Below are 23067 nucleotides of genomic sequence, written 5' to 3'. Positions count from 1 at the left end.
GCCAGATGCTCACCATGGTGATCGACGATTCGCGTGCGATGCGCCTGATCCTCAAGCGGATCGTGGCACAACTCGGCTTCGACGTGGTCGAGGCTGGCAACGGTCAAGAGGCGATGGACTACCTCAGGACCAACGTTCTCGACGGCGACGGCGAGATCCCCGGCCTCGCGCTCGTCGACTGGAACATGCCCGAGATGAACGGGCTCGAGTTCGTCACCGCCGTCCGCGCGGAGCCGCGGCTGCGCGGGATGACGCTCATGATGGTCACGACGGAGAGCGAACAGAGTCAGATCGTCCGGGCGTTGGCCTCCGGGGCCCACGAGTACGTGATCAAGCCCTTCACGCCGGACGCCATCATCGACAAGCTGGCGCTGCTCGGCCTCGTCCCGAACGGAGTCGCAGCATGACGAATCCGACCACAGACGACCTGTCGGTGATCGCCGAGCAGGTCTGGTCCTCCTACCTCGACCTCGACGGGGAGAGTCCCCTGATCCCCGAGCCGGCGGAGAAACACGTCGCCGACGTCACGGCGTCGGTCTCGGTGACCGGCGCGTGGCGCGGCCACGTGCTGGTGAGCTGCTCCGACGCGGCCGCCCGCAACGTCGCCGCGGCGCTGCTGGGCATCGCGTTCGACGACGTGGCCGAGGAGGACGTCGCCGACGCCCTCGGCGAACTGGCGAACATCATCGGCGGCAACGTCAAGAGCCTGCTCCCGGAGCCGTGCGCCTTGTCGCTGCCCCACGTGCACGTCGAGGGGACCTCGGGGCGGTACCCGGCGGTCACCGAGGTGTGCCACCTCGACGGGACCTGGATGGACGAGTCGGTCACCGTCACCGTTCTGGAGAGCACCACCGACCTTGCTGGAGCACCCGCATGAAAATCCTCATCGCCGACGACAGCCGGGTCATGCGGCAGATCGTGACCCGGACCCTCCGGCAGGCGGGTTACGAGGGGCACGACCTGGTCGAGGCCTGCGACGGGCAGGAGGCCTTCGACAAGGCGGTGGCCGAGCGGCCCGACCTCGTGCTGTCGGACTGGAACATGCCGCACATGACGGGCGTGGAGGTCCTGCGCATGCTGCGGGCCAACGGCAACCAGGTCCCCTTCGGCTTCGTGACGTCCGAGGGCACGCCGGAGATGCGGCAGGCGGCCGAGGACGCCGGCGCCCTGTTCCTGGTGACCAAGCCGTTCACAGCCGACACTTTCAAGGACGCACTCGATCCTATTTTGGGATGATATGAGCTATGTCGCATGTTCTGCCCGTTCCGAAGGCCGTCAAGGACCTGTTTGACGACCTGCTCGGCCGGCCGGTCACCGTGAACCCGGCCGACCCCCTCAAAGCCGCCGACATCCCACGCACCCTGGTCGCCCTCTACACCGACGAACGACTCCAGCTCATGGCCGTGATCGGCATGGACTTCGAGCTCACCGCCTACTCCGGCGCGGCCATCGGCCTCATCCCGCCGGGCGGGGCGGAGGCGTGCATCGAGGACAGCGAGATCTCGAAGATGATCGGCGAGAACGCGATCGAGGTGTGCAACATCCTGGCCGGGCTGATCAACAAGGAGGGCGCGCCCCGGGTCAAGCTGCACCAGACCTTCCTCCCGGGCGGCGGCCCGCCGGCGGACGCGGTGAACCACCTGCTGGCCCTCGGCCGCCGCCTGGACCTCAAGGTCGACGTCTCGGGCTACGGCGGCGGCAAGATCTCGATAGCCCTGACCGGCCCCGCCTGACCCACCCCCTTGCGTCGATCTTGCAGTTGTGGTGCCTGACAAACCCGGACATCGTCGGACAGTCGAGGCACCACAACTGCAAGATCGACGCGGCTTTCGGTGGGGGTGACTGGGGCCGGCCGTCGGGTGGGTGAGATCCGTGCAAAAAATTGCGTAGGTATGCACTACGCTTGCGGGCATGACTCGACGACTCGCTGAGGTGGCGAAGTATGCCGGCGTGAGCGAGGCGACCGTGAGTCGGGTGCTCAACGGCAAGCCCGGCATCTCCGACGCGACGCGCACGGCGGTGCTCACCGCCCTCGACGTCCTGGGCTACGAGCGCCCGACGAAGCTGCGCGGTGAGCGGGCCCGGCTCGTCGGCCTGGTGCTGCCGGAGCTGCAGAACCCGATCTTCCCCGCCTTCGCCGAAGTGGTCGCCGGTGCGCTGTCGAAGCGAGGGTTCACGCCCGTGCTCTGCACCCGCACCGCCGACGGGGTGTCCGAGGCCGACTACGTCGAGATGCTGCTCGACCAGCACGTCTCCGGCATCATCTTCTGCGGCGGGCTCTACCACCAGGCCGCGGCCGAGCACGACCACTACCACCGCCTGCACGAGCGCGGCCTGCCCGCGGTGCTGGTCAACGCGGCCATCGACGACCTGGGCTTCCCGCGGGTGTCGGTCGACGACGGCCACGCGGTCGACCAGGCGTTCAACCACCTGAGCTCGCTCGGGCACAAGCGCATCGGGCTCATCCTCGGGCCGGCCGACCACGCCCCGTCCAACCGCAAGCTCGCCGCGTTCAAGGCGGCCGCGGCGTTCTCCGACACGGTCAGCGAGGACGACGTCGAGCGGGTCATCTTCTCCATGGAGGGCGGCCGCGCCGGCGCCACCCGGCTCATCAAGCACGGTGTCACCGGCATCATCTGCGCCAGCGACGTCCAGGCCCTGGGCGCGATCCGGGCCGCCCGCCGGCTCGGCCGCGAGGTGCCCGACGACGTCTCCGTCGTGGGCTTCGACGACTCGCTGTTCATGAACTGCACCGACCCGCCGCTGACCACGGTCCGCCAGCCCATCCAGGCGATGGGCCAGGCCGCGGTGACCCTGCTGGTCAGCCAGGTCGCCGGCACGCTGGTGCCGACCGAGGAGATGCTGTTCGAGCCCGAGCTCGTCGTGCGCGGCTCCACGGGCGCGCTGCAGGAGGCCAAGGCCCCCTCGGCGGCCTAGCCCGCGACAAACCCGCGAGCGCCGTGACTTCCGGAAGGGAGTCGCGGCGCTCTTTGCGTTGGCGACGTTAAGCGCTTACAAGTGGCGATCCGTGAGCTTGCGACTACGCAGCCGGGATAGTCGGCATGCCACTCGATCCATTTTGGGACGCTTCCGCGCAAGTTGTAGGCAATGGGAGCGCGCCCGTGCAAGTACCTGCCAATGGATCATTAAAATTTTGCAACGGGCCATGGACTTCTTGTGCAGCGTGAGCCTAATCTCTTGCCTACGCCAGGCAGAAACCCTGAGGCGATGCGATGGAAACCGATCAGTAACGCGCTTGAAGCACGCCCGGCAGCCGACGCCAGGCTGCGCACCCGTGCGGAGCGGTCCAGGTTGGACGCCCTACCGCCCGCGCGGGGCCTCCTACGAAGGAAGGAATCCATTGCCAGCGATCACCGGCCCGCACGCCGAGGCGCCGCGCGCCCTCGTCGGCGAGCTCGGCGGGACCTGGCTCCCGGACGCTCCTCGGTTCGCGGACTTCCTGCGGCCCTGCGGCTCGCCGACCAAGGACACCGCCGTCCGGCCCCGGCTCTGACGGCTGGTCCTCGCCCCAACGATTCCTCCATCCGATCCGCACCGTGCCGGGCCGGATGCCGACACACCCCAACAAGGAGCGACGATGAAGTTCTCACGACGTACCACGATGGCGTTCGCCGTCGTGGGTGCGCTCGCGCTCGGCAGCACGCTGGGCGCGTGCTCCTCGGACGACAGCAGCAGCGGCGACTCGGGTTCGACCACGCTCGACCCGAACACCAAGGTCACGCTCAACGTCGTGGGGCTGCTCCCCGGCGCCAAGCCCGAGGCCCAGCAGGCGCTCGCGCAAGAGGTGGCGGACTTCCAGAAGGAAAACCCGAACATCACGGTCAAGACGCACGACTACGAGTGGAAGGCCACCACGTTCGCGGCCGACCTCGCCGGTGGCACGCTGCCGACCGTGTTCGAGATCCCCTTCACCGACGCGAAGACGCTGATCGCGAACCAGCAGATCTCCGACATGCAGGCGTACCTCACCCAGCTCTCGTACGCGTCGAACTTCAACACGAACCTGCTGCAGTACGGCCAGGGCCCGGACAGCCACGTCTACGCCATCCCCGCGAAGAGCATCTACGCGGTCGGCCTGCACTACAACCGCGCCCTGTTCACCCAGGCCGGCCTCGACCCGAACAAGCCGCCGACCACCTGGGAAGAGGTCCGCACGGCCGCCAAGGCCATCGCGGAGAAGACCGGCCAGGCCGGCTTCGCCCAGATGGCCAAGGACGGCACCGGCGGCTGGCAGCTGACGGTCGACACCTACGCCCGCGGCGGGCGCATGGAGGACGGCAAGAAGGCCACGCTCACCAACGACGCGACCAAGGCCTCGCTGCAGTTCCTCAAGGACCTGCGCTGGACCGACAACTCCATGGGCGCGAACTTCGGCTACGACTGGTCGGGCATCAACCAGGCGTTCGCCGCCGGCAAGATCGGCATGTACACGTCGGGCCAGGACGTCTACACGAGCCTGGTGCAGACCAACAACATCGACCCGAAGACGTACGGTCTGACGATGATCCCGCTCTCGGGTGGCGAGTCGGGCGTGCTCGGCGGCGGCACCATGGCGGCCGTGTCCAGCAAGGCCAACAACAACGAGAAGGCCGCGGCGATCAAGTGGATCGACTTCCACTACCTGCGCAAGTACACCAACCAGGACGCCGCGAAGAAGAACGCCGAGACCATGGTCGCGAGCAAGCAGCCCGTCGGCACCCCTGAGCTGCCGATCTTCTCCCAGACGCAGTACCAGCAGTACCAGGACTGGATCAAGTCCTACGTCAACGTCCCGCTGGACCAGATGACCACCTTCACCGGCAAGGTCTTCGGCGCCAAGCTCGTCAACGAGCCGGCCATCGCCACCCAGGACGTCTACAAGGCGCTCGACACGGCGGTGCAGGCGGTCCTGACCGACAAGGACGCCAACATCGACCAGCTGCTCAACGACGCCAACGCGAAGGCGCAGCGCGCCATCGACGCGGCCGGCTGACCGCTCACCACACCATCGACAACCCGCAGGGTGTGGGCCGCCGGGAGACCGGCGGCCCACACCGGGAAACCAGGACGAGGAGTGATGCGTCGTGAGCGCTCTGGGCGCCCCGCGGCAGGCCGGTGACGCCGCCGCCAAGGGCCACCACAGGCCGGGGACGGGCGGACGGACCCGCCGGCGCGACCCGATGACCTGGGTGCAGCGCGGCGGGCTGAGCTCGGTCGTGTTCGCGCTGCCGCTCCTGGTCATCTTCGGCGTCTTCTCGTGGTGGCCGATCGTGCGGTCGGTCGTCATGAGCTTCCAGAAGACCAACCTCGTGGGGACACCGCGGTGGGTCGGCTGGAACAACTTCCAGTACGTGCTCACCGACCCCGACCTGCCCACGGCGATCCGCAACACGCTCTACTTCGCGCTGCTCGCCCTCGTGATCGGCTTCCCGGTCCCGCTGGTGACGGCGGTGCTCATCAGCTCGGTCCGGCGGCGCAAGGGCCTGTACTCCGCGCTCGCCTACCTCCCGGTGGTGGTACCGCCGGTCGTCGCCGTCCTGCTGTGGAAGTTCTTCTACGACGGCTCCGCGGACGGCGTGTTCAACACGATCCTGAGCTGGGTCGGCCTCGGCCCGTACACCTGGCTGTCGAGTCCGTCGCTGGCGATGCCGTCCCTGGTCGTCGAGGCGACGTGGGCCGCGGCCGGCGGGACCGTGATCATCTACCTGGCCGCGCTCATCAGCGTCCCGGACGAGCTGTACGACGCCGCCGAGGTCGACGGCGCCGGCGTCTGGCGGAAGGTGTGGCACGTGGCCATGCCGCAGCTGCGCGGCGTGCTGCTGATCACCTTCATCCTGCAGATCATCGGTACCGTGCAGGTGTTCCTCGAGCCCTACCTGTTCACCGGTGGCGGCCCGGCGAACGCCACGCTGACGATCCTGCTCATGATCTACAACTACGGGTTCGGCAGCTCGCTGGGCGGCAACTACGGTGCGGCGACGGCCCTGTCCGTCATGCTCGCCGCGTTCCTGGCGATCCTGTCCCTGGTGTACTTCAAGCTCACGTCCGGCTGGAGCAAGTCGTGACCGGCCGCCACGCCCCCGAGGGGAAGAGGACCACCATGACCTTCCCGTCGACCTCCGACGGACCCGGCCGCGCGACCTCGGGGCTGGCCACCGTCACCGGTCCCACCAGGCAGGCACCCGGCGCGGCTCCGGCCGGCGCGGCCACGGCCACCCGGCCGGTCCGCAAGCGCAAGGCGTCCCAGTTCGAGGGCAGCCGCGGCTTCGTCTCCGATCAGGACTGGCGCAATCCCCGGGTCAGCGTGCCCATGCGAATCCTGCACGGGACGCTGCTGGTGCTGCTCCTCGTGGTCGGCATCGGGCCGATGCTGCTGCTCGCGAAGTTCGCGATCACCCCCACGCAGGACATCATCCGCACGCCGCTGGCGATCTTCCCGCACGGCGTGCGCTGGGGGAACATCACCGAGGCGTGGAACGACGTCCAGATCAGCCGGTACTTCCTCAACACGATCTGGCTCGCCGCCGGCTCCTGGTTCGTGCAGCTGCTCGTCGCGACCACGGGCGGCTTCGTGCTGTCCGTCCTGCGGCCGGCCTGGGCCAAGATCGTTCACGGCCTGGTGATCGCGACCCTGTTCGTGCCGAGCGTCGTGCTCCTCGTGCCGCTGTACCTCACGATCCTCAACCCGCCGGGCCTCGGCACGTCGCTCATCAACAGTTTCTGGGCCGTTTGGCTGCCGTCCGGCGCCAGCGCGTTCAACGTGGTGATCGTGACGCGGTTCTTCGACAGCCTCCCGCGCGAGGTGTTCGAGGCGGCCAAGGTCGACGGCGCCAGCTCCTTCCGGCTGTTCTGGTCGGTCGTCCTGCCGATGTCCAAGCCGATCCTCGGCGTCGTGTCGGTGTTCGCGGCCATCGCGAGCTGGAAGGACTTCCTGTGGCCCATGCTCGTGCTCAAGGAGCAGGCCAAGCAGCCGCTGTCGGTGCGCCTGCCCGCGATCGCGCAGCAGACCGACCTGGGCGTGTTCCTCGCGTCGCTGGCGATCTCGACGCTGATCCCGGTCGTGTTCTTCCTGATCTTCCAGCGCCTGTTCCTCTCGAGTGCCGGCTTGGGCGGCGCCGTCAAGGGCTGAGCCCACGATCCCTGACCGTCCCCAACGCGTTCACACACTCCCTATGCAAGAAAGCAGGTTCCACGTGGCCGACCAGAACCACCACGCATGGTGGCGCAGCGCCGCTATCTACCAGGTGTACATGCGGAGCTTCGCCGACGGCAACGGCGACGGTGTCGGTGACCTGGCGGGCCTGCGCTCGCGCCTGCCGTACCTGGCCGGCCTGGGGGTCGACGCGATCTGGATCGTGCCGTGGTACCCCTCGCCGCTCGCCGACGGCGGCTACGACGTCGCCGACTTCCGGGCCATCGACCCGATCTTCGGCACCCTCGCCGAGGCCGAGAAGCTCATCGAGGAGGCGCACGCCTCCGGCATCCGGGTGATCTGCGACATCGTGCCGAACCACTGCTCCGACCAGCACGCCTGGTTCCAGCGGGCGCTCGCGGCGCAGCCCGGCTCGCCCGAGCGCGACCTGTTCTGGTTCCGCAAGGGCCGCGGCGAGAGCGGCGAGCTGCCGCCGACCGACCTCCAGTCGATCTTCGGCGGCCCGGCCTGGACCCGGGTCGCCGACGGCGAGTGGTACCTGCACCTCTTCGCGCCCGAGCAGCCGGACTTCAACTGGGACCACCCAGCCGTCCGCGAGGAGTTCGAGGACATCGTGCGGTTCTGGCTCGACCGGGGCATCGACGGCATCCGCATCGACTCGGCCGCCGTGCTCATCAAGGACCCGCTGGTCAGCGACGACTACGAGGACAACGAGGGGATCCACGAGATCTACCAGGCCTGGCGGCGCATCTCCGACACCTACTCGCCGCCGCGGGCGCTCATCGGCGAGGTCTGGCTGCCCGACCACGAGGCGTTCGCACGGTACCTCCAGGAGGGCGAGCTGCACACCGCGTTCAACTTCGCCTTCCTCGGTGCGCCGTGGGAGGCCGAGCGGCTGCGGTACGAGATCGACATGACCCTCGCGGTCCACGCCCCGGTCGCCGCGCCGGCCACCTGGGTCCTGAGCAACCACGACGTGACGCGCGAGGTCACGCGCTTCGGGCGCGAGGCCACCAACTTCGCGTTCGCCGAGAAGCGCTTCCACGTGCCGTCCGACCCGCAGCTCGGCACCCGCCGCGCCCGCGCCGCCGCGCTGCTCATCATGTCGCTGCCCGGCGCCGTCTACCTGTACCAGGGCGAGGAGCTCGGCCTGGAGGAGGTCGAGGACCTCGACGACGAGCTGCGCGAGGACCCGATGTTCCACCGCTCCGGGGGGATCGACCCCGGCCGGGACGGCTGCCGGGTGCCGCTGCCCTGGTCGGGGTCCGCCCCGCCGTTCGGGTTCAGCCCGGCCGACGCCACCCGCGACCCGTGGCTCCCGCAGCCGGCGCACTGGGCCGGCCGGACGGTCGCCGCCCAGGAGGGCGTGCCGGGCTCCTTCCTCGAGCTGTACCGCGAGGCGCTGCGCATCCGCCGGGCGGAGTCCTCGCTCGGGGACGGGCCCATGCGCTGGCTGGAGGCCGGCCCGCAGGTGCTCGCGTTCGCCCGCGACGACAGCTTCGCCAACGTCACCAACCTCGGCTCGTCCGCGGTGCCGCTGCCGCCGCACCGCGAGGTACTGCTGACGAGCGTGCCCCTCAACGAGGACGGGACCCTGCCGTCCGACGCCTCCGCCTGGATCCGCCTCACGTGACCTGCTGCGCGCAGGGGTGAACGGGGGCCCTGCAACCCAGGACGCCGGGCGGTCGCACAAGTTGGCGGGTGCGGCCGCCCGGCTTTTACTCTTAACTGTTAATCCGGCCGCAGCCCAGAGCGTTAACTGTTAAGAGAGCCGAAGATCTTCCGGCGTGGAGTGCCGCTCCAATAACTTTGACGCAAGGAAATTGAACACTTCCTTGTGGAGGCGGCACATGCGTTCCACCCTGACCGTCGCGGCGACATCCCAGCCGTTCCGATGGTGACGCCGGTAAGTTCCGGGAACAGAGGCGGGGCGCTGGCCACACCGGCGCCCCGTTGTTCTACCTTGCTCTCCAAGGTGCTGAGATCAACGCTGGCAAAGGTGTTGTGACCAGCGCATCCCTACTCCCAGTCCCACCGGAGCCCATAGCGGCCCGGCCCGTAGTCGAGCGCGATGGCGTGCACGGAGTGCCCGACGTCCATTTCCATCGTGACCACCTGTTCGTCCTGGCCGTCCATCTGCTGAAACTGATAGACGGCCCGCGGTAAAGCGGCCGGGTCGAAACACACTTCAACCACGTATTCGCGCACCGGCAACCGAAACTTGCGCTCGTAGTTGGTCGCCGTCGGAAACGGCGGGTAATTGTGCAGCGCATGCTCGGTGATCACCGTCTCGCCCTTGGCGAGCGGCCGGTCGAACAACAGCTCCGCGAGCAGCAGGCCGCTTTCCGGGTGCTCGACCACCCGGCCGAGCCGGCAGTTGCGCACCGGCGTGAGCAGCGGCAACGGGTGCTCCTGCTCGTCGAGGCGCAGGATCACCACCCAGCGGTCCGGTCCGTCGGCCTCCGCCCGCAGCACCTGGCGGACGAGGAACGACACCTCGCCCCGGTCCGGTCCGACGTTCACCCGGTCGTGCTGCGAGAGCCGGGTCAGCCGCTCGTCCCAGCGGGTGTCGATGCCCTGCGCCAGGTCGGCGATCAGGTCGCGCTCCGACCAGAAGGCGCCGAGCTCGCGCGTGTCCTGGCTCTTGTGCAGGTGGCGCCCGCGCGGCCGGGGCGGGCCGACCAGCGCGGCCAGCGAACCCGGCTCGACCTCGAGGATCTTCTCCAGCTCGGCCAGCGCCGCCAGCGACTCGCGTCGCTCCGGCCGGCTACGGCCGGTCTGCCAGTAACTGAGTGTGGCGAGGCTCACCGAGTAGCCCTCGGCGCGTAACCGCTCCTGGATGCGCTCCAGTCCCAGGCCACGTGCCTGGATGGCGTCACGCAGCGCGCCAGCGAAGTCGACCATCAGCCCCCCGGGAGCCATCCTCGCGGTCCGGGGAGGGGCACGCAAGCGCGCGTTTGAGTGGACGTCGATTCGGTTACCCGAACCACATGAGCGAGCGGTGGTACACCGAGAGTGTCATCTATTGCCTGGACGTCGAGACGTTCCAGGACTCCAACGGCGACGGCATCGGTGACTTTCAAGGTCTCATCGGCCGCCTCGACTACCTGACCAGGCTCGGGATCAACTGCCTGTGGCTGCATCCGATCCATCCGACGCCGGGCCGCGACGACGGCTACGACGCCACCGACTTCTACGGCGTCGATCCCCGGCTGGGCACGCTCGGCGATTTCGCCGAGCTGCTGCACGAGGCGGCCAACCGTGGGATCAAGGTCATCATCGACCTTGTGGTGAACCACACCTCCGACCAGCACCCGTGGTTCCAGTCGGCGGTGGCGTCGAAGGACTCGCCGTACCGCGACTGGTTCGTGTGGAGCGACACCGAGCCGTCGGACCGGTACCAGGGCATGGTCTTCCCCGGCGAGCAGTCCGAGACGTGGACGTACCACCGCAGGGCCCGCGCCTGGTACTACCACCGCTTCTACGACTTCCAGCCGGACCTCAACTTCGCCAACCCGAAGGTCCGCGAGGAGATCAAGAAGGTGCTGGCCTTCTGGATCCAGCTCGGCGTCGCCGGCTTCCGGATGGACGCGGTGCCCTTCATCATCGAGCTGACCGAGCCCGGCAACCCCGAGCCCCCGATGGACTTCGACTACCTCACCGAGCTGCGCCAGCACGTCCAGTGGCGCCGCGGCGACGCCGTCCTGCTCGCCGAGGCCAACGTCGAGCCGGAGCAGCTGCCGGAGTACTTCGGCGACTCCCGCAGCTCGGGCAGCCGCATCCACATGCTGTTCGACTTCATGCTCAACGGCCGCCTGGTGCTGGCCCTGGCCCGGCGCAACCCGGAGGCGGTCATCGAGTGGCTGCGCACCACGCCGAAGCTGCCGCCGGGCGGCCAGTGGGCCACGTTCCTGCGCAACCACGACGAGATCGACCTGTCGCGGCTCACGGCCGAGCAGCGGGACGACGTCTTCACCGAGTTCGGTCCGGATCCCGACATGCGGCTGTACGACCGGGGCATCCGCCGCCGGCTGGCCCCGATGCTCGGCGGCGACCGCCGGCGGCTGGAGCTGGCGTACTCGCTGCAGTTCACGCTGCGGGGGACGCCGGTCATCCGGTACGGCGAGGAGATCGGCATGGGCGAGGACCTCGCACAGCCGGGCCGCTACGCGATCCGCACGCCGATGCAGTGGTCGGTGACCGCCAACGGCGGCTTCAGCGAGGCCGAGCCGATCCGGCCGGTGATCTCGTCGGGCGCGTACGGGTACAAGAGCGTCAACGTGACCGCCCAGCGCCACGACGACTCGTCGCTCCTGGCCTGGTTCGAGCGGATGGTCAGGACCCTGCGCGAGAGCCCGGAGGTCGGCAGCGGCACCTGCACCGCGATCGACCAGCCCCTGCCGCCGGGCGTGCTGGTCCACCGCGCGGACGGCGCCACCGGCACGATGGTGTTCCTGCACAACCTGGGCACCGAGGCCGTGACGGTGGACCTGAGCTCCCTCTACGCCGAGTCCCACAACCCGAACGGCGTCTTCGCCGACCGCGACTACGGCGACGTGGGCGACCTGAGCGCCCTGGAGCTCGGCCCGTACGGCTACCACTGGATCCGCCTCCGCCGCACGTCCTGAGGCGGTCCTGCGCGGTCAGCGGGCCGTGCCGGGGATCTCGGCCGGGGCGACCGGGCGGCCGAAGTGCCAGCCCTGGCCCAGGTCGCAGCCCAGCGTGGCCAGGCGGGCGGCCTGGTCGGCCGTCTCGATGCCCTCCGCGGTCACGGTCATCTGGAGGGTGTGGGCCAGCCGGATCACGGTCTCCACGATCTGCTCGTCGACGTGGTCGCTCGCCAGCGAGCGGATGCCGGCCATGAACGCGCCGGCCAGCTTGAGGCCGTGGACGGGGAGGTGGCGCAGGTACGCCAGGTTGGAGTAGCCGATGCCGAAGTCGTCGATGACGATCCGCACGCCCAGGTCGGCGATCTTGCTCAGGGTCTGCACCGGGCGGCCGGTGGACTGCATGAGGACCGTCTCGGTCAGCTCCAGCTGCAGCTGGTGCGGGGCCAGGCCGGAGTCGGCCAGGGCGTGCTCCACGTCGTCGAGGAGGCGCGGGTCGGTGCACTGGCGCGGGGACACGTTGACGCTGACCACCAGCGGGGTGTCCGGGCGCTGCCAGGCGGCCGCGGCCCGGCAGGACTCGCGCAGGACCCAGCGGCCCAGGGCGTGGATCATGCCGGACTGCTCGGCCACCGGGATGAACGTGTTGGGGGAGACCGTGCCCAGGTCGGGGTGGCGCCAGCGCAGCAGCGCCTCGGCGCCGCGCAGGCGGTTGTCCACAAGGGACACGAGCGGCTGGTAGACCAGCTCGAACTCGCCGCGTTCGAGGGCGCCCGCCAGGCGGCCGGTCAGCCCGTACTGCAGCCGCTGCTCGGCGTTGCGCGTCGCGTCGAACACCGCGTAGCGCGCCCGGCCGTCGGCCTTGGCGAGGTACAGCGTGGCGTCGGCCGACCGCAGCAGCTCCTCCGGGTCGGCGCCCCGCGCCGGCTGCTCGACGATCCCGATGCTCGCCGACACCGCCAGCTCGTGGCCGTCGAGCCGGACCGGCTTGGACAGCTCGGCCAGCATCGCCTCGGCGAGGCCGGTCATGTCCTCGGGGCCGGCGGTGTCGGCCGCCACGACCACGAACTCGTCGCCGCCGACCCGGGCGACGAAGTGCCCGGCGCCCGTGACGCACACGCGCAGCCGGTCGGCCAGCGCGACCAGCAGGCGGTCGCCGGAGCCGTGGCCGAGGGTGTCGTTGACCGTCTTGAACTCGTCGAGGTCGAGGAAGCACACGCCGATGCGGGCGTCGCCGTGCGCGTCGCGGACGGTCTCGGACAGGTGCCGGTACAGCAGCACCCGGTTCGGCAGGCCGGTCAGCGGGTCGTGGTGGGCCTGGTGGTGCAGCTCCCGCTGGAGGGTGTGCTCGGCGTCGGCCAGCGCGCGCGACCAGGCGCGGCGGATGCGCTCCTGGTCGTCGAGGACGCGCTGCCGGCCGGCCCGCGCGAATCCGGCCGCGAACGCGCCGAGCAGCGCGCCCGTGCGGTCCTCGTCGGGCTTGACGTCCAGCAGGGCCGGCAGGCGGGCGACGATCGCGATCGAGCGCTGCAGCGTCTCGGGGGAGGAGAGCCCGAGCCCGACCAGCGCGGCGCCCACGCCGGCGGCGTCGGACGGGTCGAACGGCTCGCGGCGCAGCGCGCCGGCCAGCCGCCCGGTCAGCTCGGTGAAGCGCCGCTGCAGGGCGTCGGCGCCCAGGTCGAGGTAGGCGGTCTGCCGCACGGCGGCGACCCACTGGCGGGCCAGGTCGGACAGCACAGGCTCGATGACGTCACCGTCCCGGCTGCCACCGCCCGCCACCGCATCACCCCTGGCGCGAAGACTAACGCACCGGGAAGCGTTGAAGAATCGACGCTCAGTGCCGCTCCGCCGCCGTTTCCGTGAGCCCGTCGACGAACCGCGTCAGGAGCTGCGCGAACGTCGCCCGCTCGGCCGGCGTCCACCCGGCCGTGGCCGCCGCGAACCGGGCCCGGCGCGACTCGTGCACCCGATCGGACAGTTCCCGCCCGGCTACGGTCCGCACGAGCAGCGACCGCCGGCCGTCCGCCTGGTCGGCCTCCCGCCGCAGCAGGCCCGCCTCGACCGCCGCGGCCACGAGCTTGCTCGCCCGCGGCTGGGCGACGCCGAGGGCGGCGGCGACGGTCATGACCGTGGCCTCGGCCGGTTCGCGGGCCTCCACGGCGTCGACCACGTCGAAGAGCGCCGGGTCGACCCCGTCCCGGGCGAGGGCCCGGCGGGTCTGGCGCCGCCGGATGGTGACCATGGCCACCTCGATGGCGGCGAGGGCGTCGCGGGATTGCATAATAAAAGTTATCCACATTCCAGAGGAGATACAGATGACCAAGCCTATCGGGTACTGGCTGAAGGAGCTCGACCGCCGCATCGAGGAGGCGTTCGAGGTCGCCGCGGAGGGCGTCACCCGCCGCGAGTGGCAGGTGCTCAACGGCCTCGGCCCGGAGGGGCCGTTCGCCACCGGGGACGCGGTCGCGGGCCTGGCCGCCCGCGGCTGGGCCACGCCGGACGGCACCCTCACCGGCGCCGGCGAGGCGGCCCGCGACCGGATCCGGAGCACCGTGGACGGCATCCGGGCCCGGTCGATGCGCGGCATCCCCGAGGCCGACTACGCGACCACGGTCAGGACGCTCGAGACGATGGCCGCCAACCTGTCCGCCTAGCGATCGCCCCCAGCACGCGCGGGGTCAGCGTGCCGTCGCCCAGCCCCAGCTCGATCAGCGCGTCGAACACCCGCTGGTCCCGCTCGGCGGCCCCGACGGCCGCGTCGACGATCCACTTCCGGCCGCTCAGCGCGGCGGCGGCGCGGGAGTGGCGCAGGTGGCGCCCGAGCGCGCGGCGCAGGGCCGCGGTGTACCGGCCGGCCGGGTCGTCGCCGGCGGCCGCGGCCGCGCCGGCGAGCGCGCCGGACCGCACGGCGTAGAAGATCCCCTCGCCGGTGAACGGGTTGATGAGCGAGAGCGCGTCGCCGGCCAGCAGCAGCCGCCCGCGGGCCGGCAGCGGCCGGCGGGTCGACAGCGGCAGGTGGTGGGCCCGCAGCCCGGTGGCCGCGGCCGTGTCGACGTCCGGCAGCAGCGCGGCCAGCCGGGCCAGCAGGTGGGCGCGGGAGAGCGGCTCGCCCCGCAGCACCTCGCCGTAGCCGATGTTGGCCCGGCCGTCGCCGATCGGGAACGACCAGGCGTACGCCGGCCAGCCCGCCGCGGCGGTGACGATGCGCTGCTCGGGGTCGCCGGCCGGGGCGGGGGCGTAGCCGCGGATGGCCAGCGCCAGGTGCCCCGGGCCGTTCGGCGACTGACCGAGCGCCTTGCGGACCAGGGAGTACGCCCCGTCGGCCCCGACCACCGCCCGCGCCCCGATCACCCCGTCGACCACCACCCCGCCGGCGCGCTCCCGCACGGTCCGGACGGTGTGCTCCCGCAGTACCACTCCCGCATCCACCGCGGCGGTGACCAGGCGGTGATCGAAGACCGTGCGCGGGACGGTGTACACCGGACGCCGGTGCGGGCGGGCGACCGTCCCGCCGCCGGGCCCGGTGAGCCGCAGCACCGGCACGGGAGCGAACCCCTCCTCCAGCCCGGTCACCCCGAGCGACCGGGCCACGTCGAGCGCGTGCGGCGCGATCCCGTCGCCGCACGGCTTGTCCCGCGGGAAGGCGGCCTTGTCGAGCAGCAGCACGCGGGCCCCGGCCCGCCGCGCCGCGAGCGCCGCGCTGGCCCCGGCCGGACCGGCCCCGATGACGACCACGTCGAACTCGTCCATGCCAGCAACCGTGCCACGCCGTTTGGGTGCCGCGCAGCGCGGGCAGATCACCCCCAAGCGAAGTGGAAGGAGTGCGACGATGGCCACGACGATCAGCGCCGACGACATCCGCGTGCTGGCCCAGTCGACCGAACCGGACCCGGCGCTCGCCCTGGTCGACGGGGAGGTCACCGTGGTACCGCAGGCCGAGCTGGCCGACGGGCACCTCGTCTACACCAAGTCGGAGCTGCTCACCGAGTACGGCGAGGAGATCACCGACGTCCAGGCCGAGGTGCTGGCCGCAGGGCTGACCGCGCAACTGCCCTGACGGGCGGATCCCTCGACCGATAGCACGCAACCGTGTACGCACGGTGGTACTCGGTCCGGGAAACCCGTCGATACGCTCGGCCGATGACGTGCCCGGTCTGCTGGTTCCCGGGTAACGACCCGGCCGCCCAGCGATGCGCGCAGTGCGGCTGGGTGTTGCCGGTCGGGGAGCAGCGCTACGCCCAGCCGACCCCGATGTCCCCGCCGATGTTCCCGCCGATCTCCGTGCACCCGGTGTCGGTGCACCCGATCTCCGGGCAGGCGCCGGGGCCGCCGCCGGTCGGCTACCACACCGGCCAGTACGCCGCGGTGCCCGTGGCGCAGCCGTCGCGCGGCCTGCGCGTGGTGCTGCCGCTGACCGTGCTCGTCGTCGTGCTCGTCGTCGCCAGCACCGTGATCGCCGTGGTCCGGCTGACCGGGGGCGACGGCGCCGGCACCGCTGCGGCCGGGGTGGCGCACGGGTCCGGCGACCCGCCGGCGGCGCCGGTCAGCCGCAGTGCCGAGCCGACGGCCACCGCGCCGGCCACCGCGCCGGCCACCGCGCCGGCCACCGCGCCGGCCACCGCGCCGGCCGCCGATCCGCGGGCGCAGGCCGCCGCCCTCGACGCCGTGCTCGACGCGAGCATCGCCAGCCGCAAGAAGCTCAACGACGCCATCAAGCTCGTGGGGGACTGCACGCTCGTCGAGAAGGCGATCGGCGACCTGCGCACGGTGGGCACCGAGCGCGAGTCGCAGCTGGCCGGCGTCGGCCGCTTCGACCTGTCCGCGCTCCCGCGCGGTGAGGAGCTGCGCTCGCTGCTCAGCGAGGCGCTGTCGTACTCGCTGGCCGCCGACCGCAGCTTCGTCCTCTGGGCGCAGGCCGTGCAGGGCTCCGGCTGCAACGGCGGCGGGTCGGGCCACTACGACGAGGCGCAGGCCCAGTCGCGCAACGCGAGCGCCGCCAAGGAGCGGTTCGTCGCCGTGTGGAACCCCGTCGTGTCGCCGTACGGGCTGCGGTACCGCTCCTCGAACGACATCTAGGCGTCCTCGGCCCGCCGCTGGGGGATCGGCTCGCCGGCGACGGCCTCGGCCTTGAGCGGCCCGTTCTCGCCCGCCGGCTTCGGCTTCTCGTCGGGCCGCTTGCCGTAGCCGCGGGTCACCGCCCGGAAGGCCGCCAGCATGATCGCCGCGACCGGCACCGCGATGAGCAGCCGCAGCAGCGCCGTCTGCGCGGCGAGCTGGTGGGTGACGAAGCCCGCCCAGAGGGCCGGCGACGCGATCAGCAGCGCCAGGAACAGCGTGGAGAACCGCGCCATGCCGAGCATGTCAGGCGCTCACCAGGCTCAGGCGCTCGCAGAGCATCGCGGCCCACTGGTACGGCGTGGACGGCCGGCCGTCGAGCAGCGCCACCGGCAGCCGCAGCGACAGCGGGCTCGCCGGGTCGCCGCTGGAACCGGTGCCGCGCAGGCAGATCGCGTCGACCCGGCGCAGGCCCTGCAGGTGGTGCGCGACGTCGGAGGTCTTGCGGCTGGCGTCGACGACGACCCACACCGCGACCGGCCGCACCGCCTCGACGATCGCCGCCGCCCAGTGCGCCTCGTCGAGCGCCGCCTCGACCGCGACGACGCTCGCCGCGTCGGACTTGCGCAGCTTCTTCGCCCACAGCCGGGCGTCGTGCGCGCCGGTGATCCGCCGCTTCGGCTCGATGCCGGCCGCGGCCGCGTTGCGGCCCGCGAACAGGATGTGGTCGTCGTCGAGCCGCTGCGCCTCGGCGACCCAGCGGGCCACCTCCATCGCGTGCGTCGACTCGCCGACCACGACGAGCGTCTCGCCCGGCGCGTCCGGCGCGGGCTCGGCGTCCGGCAGCGCGGTGAACGCCTCGACGATCGCGCTGTAGGTGTCGCCGCCGCTGGCGTGCATCGCGATGTCCGCCGGCACGCCCAGCGACTGCAGCTTGCGGGACAGGGCGTTCGCGCTCGCCCGCTCGGCGACGGGAGCGGCGGCCGGCTCCGGCGGTTCGCGGTACGCGGCGGCGAGACGCTCGCTCGCCGGCGGGGTGCGCGGCTTCTCGACGGTCGCGGTCGCTTCAACAGGCATGTGGGACTCCTGCCCGGACGTGGTGTGCTGGTCGGGACGACTGGCTGGTGGTCTGGCGGGCCGTTCCTCGGGGCGTTCGAACGTGGGCGGCACGAACGCCGCCGGCGTGCCGAGCCGGGCCACCGGCTGCCCGGCGCCGGCCCGGATCGGCCGCACCGACGGCGACGCCGGCGCGTCCGCGGGCGCGCCCTCGGCGAGCAGCCGGTGCAGCGCGTCGGCCGCGGTGGGCGCCCGCTCGGCCGCGAGCGCCTCGGCGAACGACCGGGGCTGCTCCCCGGACGACCGGGGCAGCTCGGCCGCGTCCGCGATCGCGGCGAGATCCTCGATGCTCAGCCGCTTCGGCGTGTCGGCTTGGCCGCCGGTGCCCGGCGGTGATTCAGTTGTTCCAGCGGAGGCCCCGTCGGGGACCTCGACGGTCAGTTCGAACTTGTGGGCGCCGAAGAGTCCGCCCGTGCGGACCTTCTCGGCGGAGACGATGACCGCGTCGGGCCCGTGCTCCGCGCGGACCTGCGCGAGCAGTTCTTCGAGGTCACGACCCTCAAGCAGCAACCGGGTAGGCACCGTTCACCACCCCAATAGTCTCAATTCGCAGCGTACTCCCGGCGATCTCTGAGTACGACAAAACCGGCAAACGTGGTAGCGCCATCTGCACGAGCTTGCGCAGCGGGCCGCGCAGCTGCGGGGAGCAGACGAGCACGGGGCTGACCCCGCGCTCCTCGCCCTGTTCGGTGAGGCGGGTGAGATCGGCGAGGATCGACTCGGCCCGGGCGGTGTCGATGAGCACCTGCAGGCCGCTGTCGGTGGGGCGCAGGGATTCCAGCAGCTGCTGCTCGAGTCGCGGATCGAGCGTGATCGCGGTGAGCGTGTCCTCGTGGGCGTACCGGTTCGCGATCGCGGGGCCGAGCCCGGCGCGGGCCGCCTCGACGAGCGAGTCGGGATCGGTCGACTGCTTCGCCTGCAGCGACAGCGACTCGAAGATGCGCACCAGGTCGCGGATCGGCACGCCCTCGTCGAGCATCGTCTGCAGCACCCGCTGCACCTGCCCGAGGCTCAGCGCGGCCGGCGTCAGCTCCTCGACGACGACCGGGTGGGTGCGCTTCACGACCTCGGTGAGGTTGCGGACGTCCTCGCGGCCGAGCAGGCGGCTCGCGTGGATGCGCACGATCTCGGCCAGGTGCGTGATGATGACCGACGCGCGGTCGACCACCGTGGCCCCGGTGAGGTCGGCCTGGTGCCGCAGCTCGGCCGGCACCCACTTGCCGGCCAGCCCGAAGACCGGCTCGACGCCGGCCCGGCCGGGCAGGAACTCGAGGCCCTCGCCGATCGCCAGCACCGTGCCCGGCGGCGCCTGGCCGCGGCCGACCTCCACGCCGCTGATCCGCACCACGTAGGTGGACAGCGGCAGCTCCAGGTCGTCGCGGGTGCGCACCGGCGGCATGACGACGCCGAGCTCCAGCGCCACCTTGCGGCGCAGGGCCCGCACCCGCTCCAGCAGGTCGCCGCCGCTCGCGTCGACGAGGTCGACGAGGTCGGGGGCGAGCGCGAGCTCCAGCGGGTCGACCCGCATCTCGCCCATCAGCACCTCGGTCGGGTCGGGCGGCGGCGGCTCCTCGACCGCGGCGGCCCGCTCGTCGGCCGGCTCGGCCGGCTGCTTCGGCAGCCGCGACGCGATGCCGAGCACGACCGCGCCGGCGATGAGGAACGGCAGCTTGGGCAGGCCCGGGATGAGGCACAGCGCGAGCGCGGCGCCGCCGCCGATGAGCAGCGCCCGGCGGTGCTGGCCGAGCTGCCGGCTCACCGTCGAGCCCATGTCGCCGTCGTTGGCCGAGCGGGTCACGATGAGGCCGGTCGCCACCGACAGCAGCAGCGCCGGGATCTGCGAGACCAGGCCGTCGCCGATGGACAGCAGCGAGTACGTCTGGATCGAGTCCGTCGCCGACAGGCCGCGCTGCAGCATGCCGATCGCGAAGCCGCCGACCAGGTTGACGACCGTGATGATGATCGCCGCGATGGCGTCGCCCTTGACGAACTTCGAGGCGCCGTCCATCGCGCCGTAGAAGCTCGCCTCGGAGGTGATCTCGGTGCGCCGCTTCCGCGCGGTCGCCTCGTCGATGAGGCCCGCGTTGAGGTCGGCGTCGATCGCCATCTGCTTGCCAGGCATCGCGTCGAGCGTGAACCGGGCGCCGACCTCGGCGACCCGCTCGGCGCCCTTGGTGATGACGATGAACTGGACGATGAACAGGATCAGGAAGATGACCAGGCCGACGATGAGCGAGCCGCCGACGACGAAGTGGCCGAACGCGTCGATGACGTTGCCGGCGAAGCCGTCGGTGAGCACCAGGCGGGTCGCGCTGATGTTCAGCGCCAGCCGGAAGAGCGTCGCGATCAGCAGCAGCGACGGGAACGAGGAGAACTCGAGCGCGCGCTTCACGTACATGCTGACCAGGACGATGACCAGCGCAAGGGTGATGTTGGCGGCGATCAGCGTGTCGAGCACGACAGCGGGCAGCGGCACGACCATCATGAGGATGATCAGCACGATGCCGACCGGCACGATGTACTGCGAAAGGCGCTTCGGCACCGCTCTCCCACTTCAGATCGGGGCGACAACCCCCTGATCGGTGCCGAACGGGTACGCCTGAGGGTTTTCCTTGGGTTGCAGCGCCGCATGCCGATCGGTCTTGCGTGCAGCCCGCAACGACCTCCCGCTCCGACTCCGAGGGCACCCAGCTGGTGCACATCGGTCGCCAGCCCATCTACGACTGGAGCGGGCACGTCGTCGGCTACGAACTGCTGTTCCGCGGCGCGCAGGACGACGTGGACGCGACCCGGCGCAGCGCCTACGCGACGAGCCAGGTCATCGTGAACGCGTTCACCGAGTTCGGGCTGGAGCAGCTCGTCGGCGGGCGCAAGTGCTTCATCAACCTGACCCGCGACTTCCTCGTCGGGGAGCTGCCGCTGCCGTTCGACCCGGACCACGCGATCCTGGAGATCCTGGAGACGGTCGAGATCGACGACGCGGTGCTCGCCGGCACCGCCCGGCTGGTCGAGCAGGGCTTCGAGATCGCGCTCGACGACTTCGTCTTCGGGCTCGGCCACGAGCGGCTGCTCGGGCTGGCCGCGTTCGTGAAGCTCGACCTGCTCATCCGCGAGCCGGAGGAGCTGGCCGAGGTCGTGGACCAGTGCCGGCGGTACCCGGGGATCAGGCTGGTCGCCGAGCGGGTCGAGACCGAGGAGCACATCCTGCTCGCCAAGCGCTTCGGGTTCGACCTGCTCCAGGGGTACGCCGTGGGCCGCCCCCAGGTGCTCAGCGCGGTGGCCCTGTCCCCGTCGCGGCTGCGCCGGATCGAGCTGCTGGGCGCGGTCACCGCCGAGGACGCCGACATCGCGAAGGTCAGCTCGATCGTGCAGAGCGACCCGGCGCTGTCGTACCGCATCCTGCGCGCCACCAACTCGGCCGCGACCGGCCTGCCGCGGAAGGTGGCGTCGGTCCGCGACGCCGTCGTGCTGCTCGGCTCGGCGAAGATCCGGCAGTGGGCCGCGCTCATGCTCGTCAGCGACGTCGCCGAGTCGGCCAGCGAGGAGCAGCTGTCGACGACGATGGCCCGCGCCCGGCTCTGCCAGACCGTCGCCGAGCGGCTCGGGCTGGCCGGCGAGGCCGCGTTCACCGTGGGCCTGCTCGCCGGCGTCGCCGAGCTCATCGCCGAGCCGGTCGCCGAGCTGGTGTCCCGGCTCCCGCTGACCGTCGAGATCGCCGAGGCGCTCATCGACGGGCACGGCCGGCTGGGCCAGGTGCTCGCCGTCGTGCGCGCCTACGAGATGGCCGACGAGCAGGCGCTGTCGCTGTCGCCGGTGTCGTCGAACGAGCTCGCCAAGGCGTACCTGTCGGCGGTCGGCTGGTCCATGAAGACGATCGAGGGCGCGCTGGGCACCAGCGTGTCGTAGGCGGCAGGGGATGGCCGGCGAGAAGACCGAGCAGCCTACCGAGCAGAAGAAGCGGCAGGCCCGGCGCGAGGGGACGCGCGCCCGCACGCCCGACCTCGGCGCGTGGGGCGGCGTCCTGGTGGCCAGCCTGCTCATCCCCAAGCTGGCCCGCGACACGGTGTCGCGCACCCAGCAGCTGTTCGCGCGCTGCACCCAGGCGTTCGTCGACCCGTCCCCGGAGAAGGCGCTCGAGCTGCTGAAGGCCGCCGGCAAGGACGTCGTGATCCTGGCCGCGCCGATCACCGTCGGGCTGTTCGCGTTCGCGATCGTCGCGGCAGCCGCGCAGGGCGGCCTGCGCCCGGCGGCCAAGCTGTTCAAGCCCGACTTCAAGCGGCTCAACCCGTTCAGCGGCCTCAAGCGGACCTTCGGCGGCCAGGCCGCGTGGGAGTCGGTCAAGTCGCTGTTCAAGGTGCTCGTCCTCGGCCTGGTCGTGGTCAGCACCATGCGCACGCTCGTGCCGTCGCTGCTGTCGGCGACCGCGATGCCGCTGCAGACCGTCATCGGCCTGGTCGGCGACACCGTGCTGCGGGTCGTGCAGGTCGCCGCCGTCGCCGGCCTCGTGCTGGCCGCGGCCGACTACGCGGTCGCCCGGCGGCGGGTCAACAAGCAGCTGCGGATGTCGAAGGAAGAGGTCAAGGAGGAGCACCGCAAGAGCGAGGGCGACCCGCACGTGAAGGGCCAGATCCGGCAGCGGCAGCATGAGATGGCCCGCAGCCGGATGATGGCCGACGTACCGCGCGCCGACGTCGTGGTGGTGAACCCGACGCACGTGGCGGTGGCGCTGCGGTACGAGCCGGAGAAGGGCGCGCCGCGCGTGGTCGCCAAGGGCGCCGGCCTGATCGCCGCGCGGATCCGCGAGGTGGCCGCCGAGCACCGCGTGCCGATGGTCCAGGACGTACCGCTGGCCCGCGCCCTCTACGGCGCCTGCGACATCGGCGACGAGATCCCGGCCGAGCTCTTCGGCGCGGTCGCGCGGGTGCTCGCGTTCATCATGCTGCTGAAGTCGAAGGGCTCCGCGGCCGGCCTCCACACCAACGCCCTCCCAGCGGCCTCGCCCTGACACTCCACCCGCCCCGCCCGCACCGCATCCTGCCTCGTTCCCACCGCGCCCCGCCGCGTCTCGTCCCGCCCACCCCCGTCGCTTGCCCGCTCATCCGCGTCCGCGCGCCGGCCCTGCCCATCCCCGCCTGC

The 23067-nt window shown here is 71.4% G+C and carries 23 protein-coding genes; 16 read left to right on the top strand and 7 right to left on the bottom strand.

The features are described from left to right. Window positions 1-5 precede the first annotated feature (5 nt). From IEZ31_RS15275 to IEZ31_RS15230, 10 genes are all read left to right on the top strand, one after another. Window positions 6-407, top strand: coding sequence for a response regulator (locus IEZ31_RS15275; RefSeq protein WP_190250512.1), 402 nt, complete (start codon window positions 6-8; stop codon window positions 405-407). Then, window positions 404-877 (top strand): chemotaxis protein CheX, encoded by a 474-nt coding sequence (locus IEZ31_RS15270; protein WP_190250511.1) that lies wholly within the window; start codon window positions 404-406, stop codon window positions 875-877. Before IEZ31_RS15275 ends, IEZ31_RS15270 begins: the two co-directional genes overlap by 4 nt. Then, window positions 874-1236 carry a response regulator gene (locus IEZ31_RS15265; protein ID WP_190250510.1) on the top strand — a complete coding sequence of 121 codons (363 nt, stop codon included), beginning with the start codon at window positions 874-876 and terminating at the stop codon, window positions 1234-1236. Before IEZ31_RS15270 ends, IEZ31_RS15265 begins: the two co-directional genes overlap by 4 nt. Window positions 1237-1244: 8 nt before the next feature. Further along, a complete protein-coding gene (locus tag IEZ31_RS15260; RefSeq protein ID WP_190250509.1) occupies window positions 1245-1733 on the top strand; it encodes a hypothetical protein in 489 nt (162 codons plus the stop codon). Window positions 1734-1911: 178 nt separating this feature from the next. Next, entirely contained in the window at window positions 1912-2937 is a 1026-nt protein-coding gene (locus IEZ31_RS15255) for a LacI family DNA-binding transcriptional regulator (protein ID WP_190250508.1), read from the top strand. Window positions 2938-3361: 424 nt separating this feature from the next. Then, the gene (locus tag IEZ31_RS15250; protein WP_190250507.1) at window positions 3362-3514 is read left to right on the top strand and encodes a hypothetical protein; all 153 of its coding nucleotides are present in this window, start codon (window positions 3362-3364) and stop codon (window positions 3512-3514) included. A gap of 84 nt (window positions 3515-3598) precedes the next feature. Next, the gene (locus tag IEZ31_RS15245; protein ID WP_190250506.1) at window positions 3599-4993 is read left to right on the top strand and encodes an ABC transporter substrate-binding protein; all 1395 of its coding nucleotides are present in this window, start codon (window positions 3599-3601) and stop codon (window positions 4991-4993) included. A gap of 91 nt (window positions 4994-5084) precedes the next feature. Further along, a complete protein-coding gene (locus IEZ31_RS15240; RefSeq protein ID WP_229835068.1) occupies window positions 5085-6065 on the top strand; it encodes a carbohydrate ABC transporter permease in 981 nt (326 codons plus the stop codon). Between the two features lie 35 nt (window positions 6066-6100). Then, window positions 6101-7129, top strand: a complete 1029-nt coding sequence (locus tag IEZ31_RS15235; protein ID WP_190250505.1) for a carbohydrate ABC transporter permease — start codon at window positions 6101-6103, stop codon at window positions 7127-7129. Between the two features lie 43 nt (window positions 7130-7172). Beyond that, a complete protein-coding gene (locus IEZ31_RS15230) occupies window positions 7173-8786 on the top strand; it encodes a glycoside hydrolase family 13 protein (protein WP_190250504.1) in 1614 nt (537 codons plus the stop codon). A gap of 386 nt (window positions 8787-9172) precedes the next feature. On the opposite strand, the gene IEZ31_RS15225 is transcribed toward IEZ31_RS15230, so the two are convergent. Continuing rightward, window positions 9173-10057 (bottom strand): helix-turn-helix domain-containing protein, encoded by an 885-nt coding sequence (locus IEZ31_RS15225; protein ID WP_229835066.1) that lies wholly within the window; start codon window positions 10055-10057, stop codon window positions 9173-9175. 86 nt (window positions 10058-10143) lie between these two features. Here IEZ31_RS15225 and IEZ31_RS15220 point away from each other — a divergent pair, with 86 nt between their 5' ends. Beyond that, window positions 10144-11781: an alpha-amylase family protein gene (locus tag IEZ31_RS15220; protein WP_190250502.1), complete on the top strand. Its 1638-nt coding sequence runs from the start codon at window positions 10144-10146 to the stop codon at window positions 11779-11781. A gap of 15 nt (window positions 11782-11796) precedes the next feature. On the opposite strand, the gene IEZ31_RS15215 is transcribed toward IEZ31_RS15220, so the two are convergent. Both IEZ31_RS15215 and IEZ31_RS15210 read right to left on the bottom strand, forming a co-directional pair. Next, window positions 11797-13539 carry a putative bifunctional diguanylate cyclase/phosphodiesterase gene (locus IEZ31_RS15215; RefSeq protein WP_229835064.1) on the bottom strand — a complete coding sequence of 581 codons (1743 nt, stop codon included), beginning with the start codon at window positions 13537-13539 and terminating at the stop codon, window positions 11797-11799. 55 nt (window positions 13540-13594) lie between these two features. After that, a complete protein-coding gene (locus IEZ31_RS15210; RefSeq protein ID WP_190250501.1) occupies window positions 13595-14041 on the bottom strand; it encodes a MarR family winged helix-turn-helix transcriptional regulator in 447 nt (148 codons plus the stop codon). A 34-nt stretch (window positions 14042-14075) separates the two neighbouring features. On the opposite strand from IEZ31_RS15210, the gene IEZ31_RS15205 reads away from it, so the two are divergent. Further along, window positions 14076-14414, top strand: coding sequence for a helix-turn-helix domain-containing protein (locus IEZ31_RS15205; protein WP_190250500.1), 339 nt, complete (start codon window positions 14076-14078; stop codon window positions 14412-14414). On the opposite strand, the gene IEZ31_RS15200 is transcribed toward IEZ31_RS15205, so the two are convergent. Next, entirely contained in the window at window positions 14374-15510 is a 1137-nt protein-coding gene (locus IEZ31_RS15200; RefSeq protein ID WP_229835063.1) for a geranylgeranyl reductase family protein, read from the bottom strand. The two genes, IEZ31_RS15205 and IEZ31_RS15200, sit on opposite strands and share 41 nt — an antisense overlap. A 79-nt stretch (window positions 15511-15589) precedes the next feature. On the opposite strand from IEZ31_RS15200, the gene IEZ31_RS15195 reads away from it, so the two are divergent. Together IEZ31_RS15195 and IEZ31_RS15190 are read left to right on the top strand one after the other, a co-directional pair. After that, window positions 15590-15817: a hypothetical protein gene (locus tag IEZ31_RS15195; RefSeq protein WP_190250498.1), complete on the top strand. Its 228-nt coding sequence runs from the start codon at window positions 15590-15592 to the stop codon at window positions 15815-15817. Window positions 15818-15900: 83 nt separating this feature from the next. Continuing rightward, entirely contained in the window at window positions 15901-16836 is a 936-nt protein-coding gene (locus tag IEZ31_RS15190) for a hypothetical protein (protein WP_190250497.1), read from the top strand. Here the strand turns inward: IEZ31_RS15190 and IEZ31_RS15185 are convergent. The 3 genes from IEZ31_RS15185 to flhA are packed head-to-tail and all read right to left on the bottom strand — an operon-like array spanning window position 16833 to window position 20473. Continuing rightward, on the bottom strand, window positions 16833-17111 hold the full coding sequence (locus IEZ31_RS15185) for a hypothetical protein (protein ID WP_190250496.1): 279 nt from the start codon (window positions 17109-17111) through the stop codon (window positions 16833-16835). The two genes, IEZ31_RS15190 and IEZ31_RS15185, sit on opposite strands and share 4 nt — an antisense overlap. Before the next feature lie 10 nt (window positions 17112-17121). Next, window positions 17122-18453 carry a hypothetical protein gene (locus tag IEZ31_RS15180; protein WP_190250495.1) on the bottom strand — a complete coding sequence of 444 codons (1332 nt, stop codon included), beginning with the start codon at window positions 18451-18453 and terminating at the stop codon, window positions 17122-17124. Further along, window positions 18431-20473 carry a flagellar biosynthesis protein FlhA gene (gene flhA / locus IEZ31_RS15175; protein ID WP_229835061.1) on the bottom strand — a complete coding sequence of 681 codons (2043 nt, stop codon included), beginning with the start codon at window positions 20471-20473 and terminating at the stop codon, window positions 18431-18433. The genes IEZ31_RS15180 and flhA overlap by 23 nt, the downstream gene beginning before the upstream one ends. Before the next feature lie 104 nt (window positions 20474-20577). On the opposite strand from flhA, the gene IEZ31_RS15170 reads away from it, so the two are divergent. Both IEZ31_RS15170 and IEZ31_RS15165 read left to right on the top strand, forming a co-directional pair. Next, window positions 20578-21837 carry an EAL and HDOD domain-containing protein gene (locus IEZ31_RS15170; RefSeq protein WP_190250494.1) on the top strand — a complete coding sequence of 420 codons (1260 nt, stop codon included), beginning with the start codon at window positions 20578-20580 and terminating at the stop codon, window positions 21835-21837. Between the two features lie 10 nt (window positions 21838-21847). Next, window positions 21848-22936 (top strand): EscU/YscU/HrcU family type III secretion system export apparatus switch protein, encoded by a 1089-nt coding sequence (locus IEZ31_RS15165; RefSeq protein WP_190250493.1) that lies wholly within the window; start codon window positions 21848-21850, stop codon window positions 22934-22936. Window positions 22937-23067 lie beyond the last annotated feature (131 nt).

It is taken from the genome of Dactylosporangium sucinum, from assembly GCF_014647515.1.
In the GTDB taxonomy this organism is placed as follows: Bacteria; Actinomycetota; Actinomycetes; order Mycobacteriales; family Micromonosporaceae; genus Dactylosporangium; species Dactylosporangium sucinum.
The sequence above is the reverse complement of the archived record's forward strand: the minus strand, read 5'-3'. Positions and strand labels throughout refer to the sequence as shown.

What these genes read in the sequence shown, in the direction of transcription:
- IEZ31_RS15230 (WP_190250504.1), top strand. Translation starts at nt 7,173, where the DNA reads ATGCAAGAAAGCAGGTTCCACGTGGCCGACCAGAACCACCACGCATGG.
- IEZ31_RS15225 (WP_229835066.1), bottom strand. Translation starts at nt 10,057, where the DNA reads ATGGTCGACTTCGCTGGCGCGCTGCGTGACGCCATCCAGGCACGTGGC.
- IEZ31_RS15190 (WP_190250497.1), top strand. Translation starts at nt 15,901, where the DNA reads ATGACGTGCCCGGTCTGCTGGTTCCCGGGTAACGACCCGGCCGCCCAG.
- IEZ31_RS15220 (WP_190250502.1), top strand. Translation starts at nt 10,144, where the DNA reads ATGAGCGAGCGGTGGTACACCGAGAGTGTCATCTATTGCCTGGACGTC.
- IEZ31_RS15235 (WP_190250505.1), top strand. Translation starts at nt 6,101, where the DNA reads ATGACCTTCCCGTCGACCTCCGACGGACCCGGCCGCGCGACCTCGGGG.
- IEZ31_RS15245 (WP_190250506.1), top strand. Translation starts at nt 3,599, where the DNA reads ATGAAGTTCTCACGACGTACCACGATGGCGTTCGCCGTCGTGGGTGCG.
- IEZ31_RS15265 (WP_190250510.1), top strand. Translation starts at nt 874, where the DNA reads ATGAAAATCCTCATCGCCGACGACAGCCGGGTCATGCGGCAGATCGTG.
- IEZ31_RS15195 (WP_190250498.1), top strand. Translation starts at nt 15,590, where the DNA reads ATGGCCACGACGATCAGCGCCGACGACATCCGCGTGCTGGCCCAGTCG.
- IEZ31_RS15185 (WP_190250496.1), bottom strand. Translation starts at nt 17,111, where the DNA reads ATGGCGCGGTTCTCCACGCTGTTCCTGGCGCTGCTGATCGCGTCGCCG.
- IEZ31_RS15165 (WP_190250493.1), top strand. Translation starts at nt 21,848, where the DNA reads ATGGCCGGCGAGAAGACCGAGCAGCCTACCGAGCAGAAGAAGCGGCAG.
- IEZ31_RS15270 (WP_190250511.1), top strand. Translation starts at nt 404, where the DNA reads ATGACGAATCCGACCACAGACGACCTGTCGGTGATCGCCGAGCAGGTC.
- IEZ31_RS15210 (WP_190250501.1), bottom strand. Translation starts at nt 14,041, where the DNA reads ATGCAATCCCGCGACGCCCTCGCCGCCATCGAGGTGGCCATGGTCACC.
- IEZ31_RS15205 (WP_190250500.1), top strand. Translation starts at nt 14,076, where the DNA reads ATGACCAAGCCTATCGGGTACTGGCTGAAGGAGCTCGACCGCCGCATC.
- IEZ31_RS15275 (WP_190250512.1), top strand. Translation starts at nt 6, where the DNA reads ATGCTCACCATGGTGATCGACGATTCGCGTGCGATGCGCCTGATCCTC.
- IEZ31_RS15260 (WP_190250509.1), top strand. Translation starts at nt 1,245, where the DNA reads ATGTCGCATGTTCTGCCCGTTCCGAAGGCCGTCAAGGACCTGTTTGAC.
- IEZ31_RS15255 (WP_190250508.1), top strand. Translation starts at nt 1,912, where the DNA reads ATGACTCGACGACTCGCTGAGGTGGCGAAGTATGCCGGCGTGAGCGAG.
- IEZ31_RS15200 (WP_229835063.1), bottom strand. Translation starts at nt 15,510, where the DNA reads ATGGACGAGTTCGACGTGGTCGTCATCGGGGCCGGTCCGGCCGGGGCC.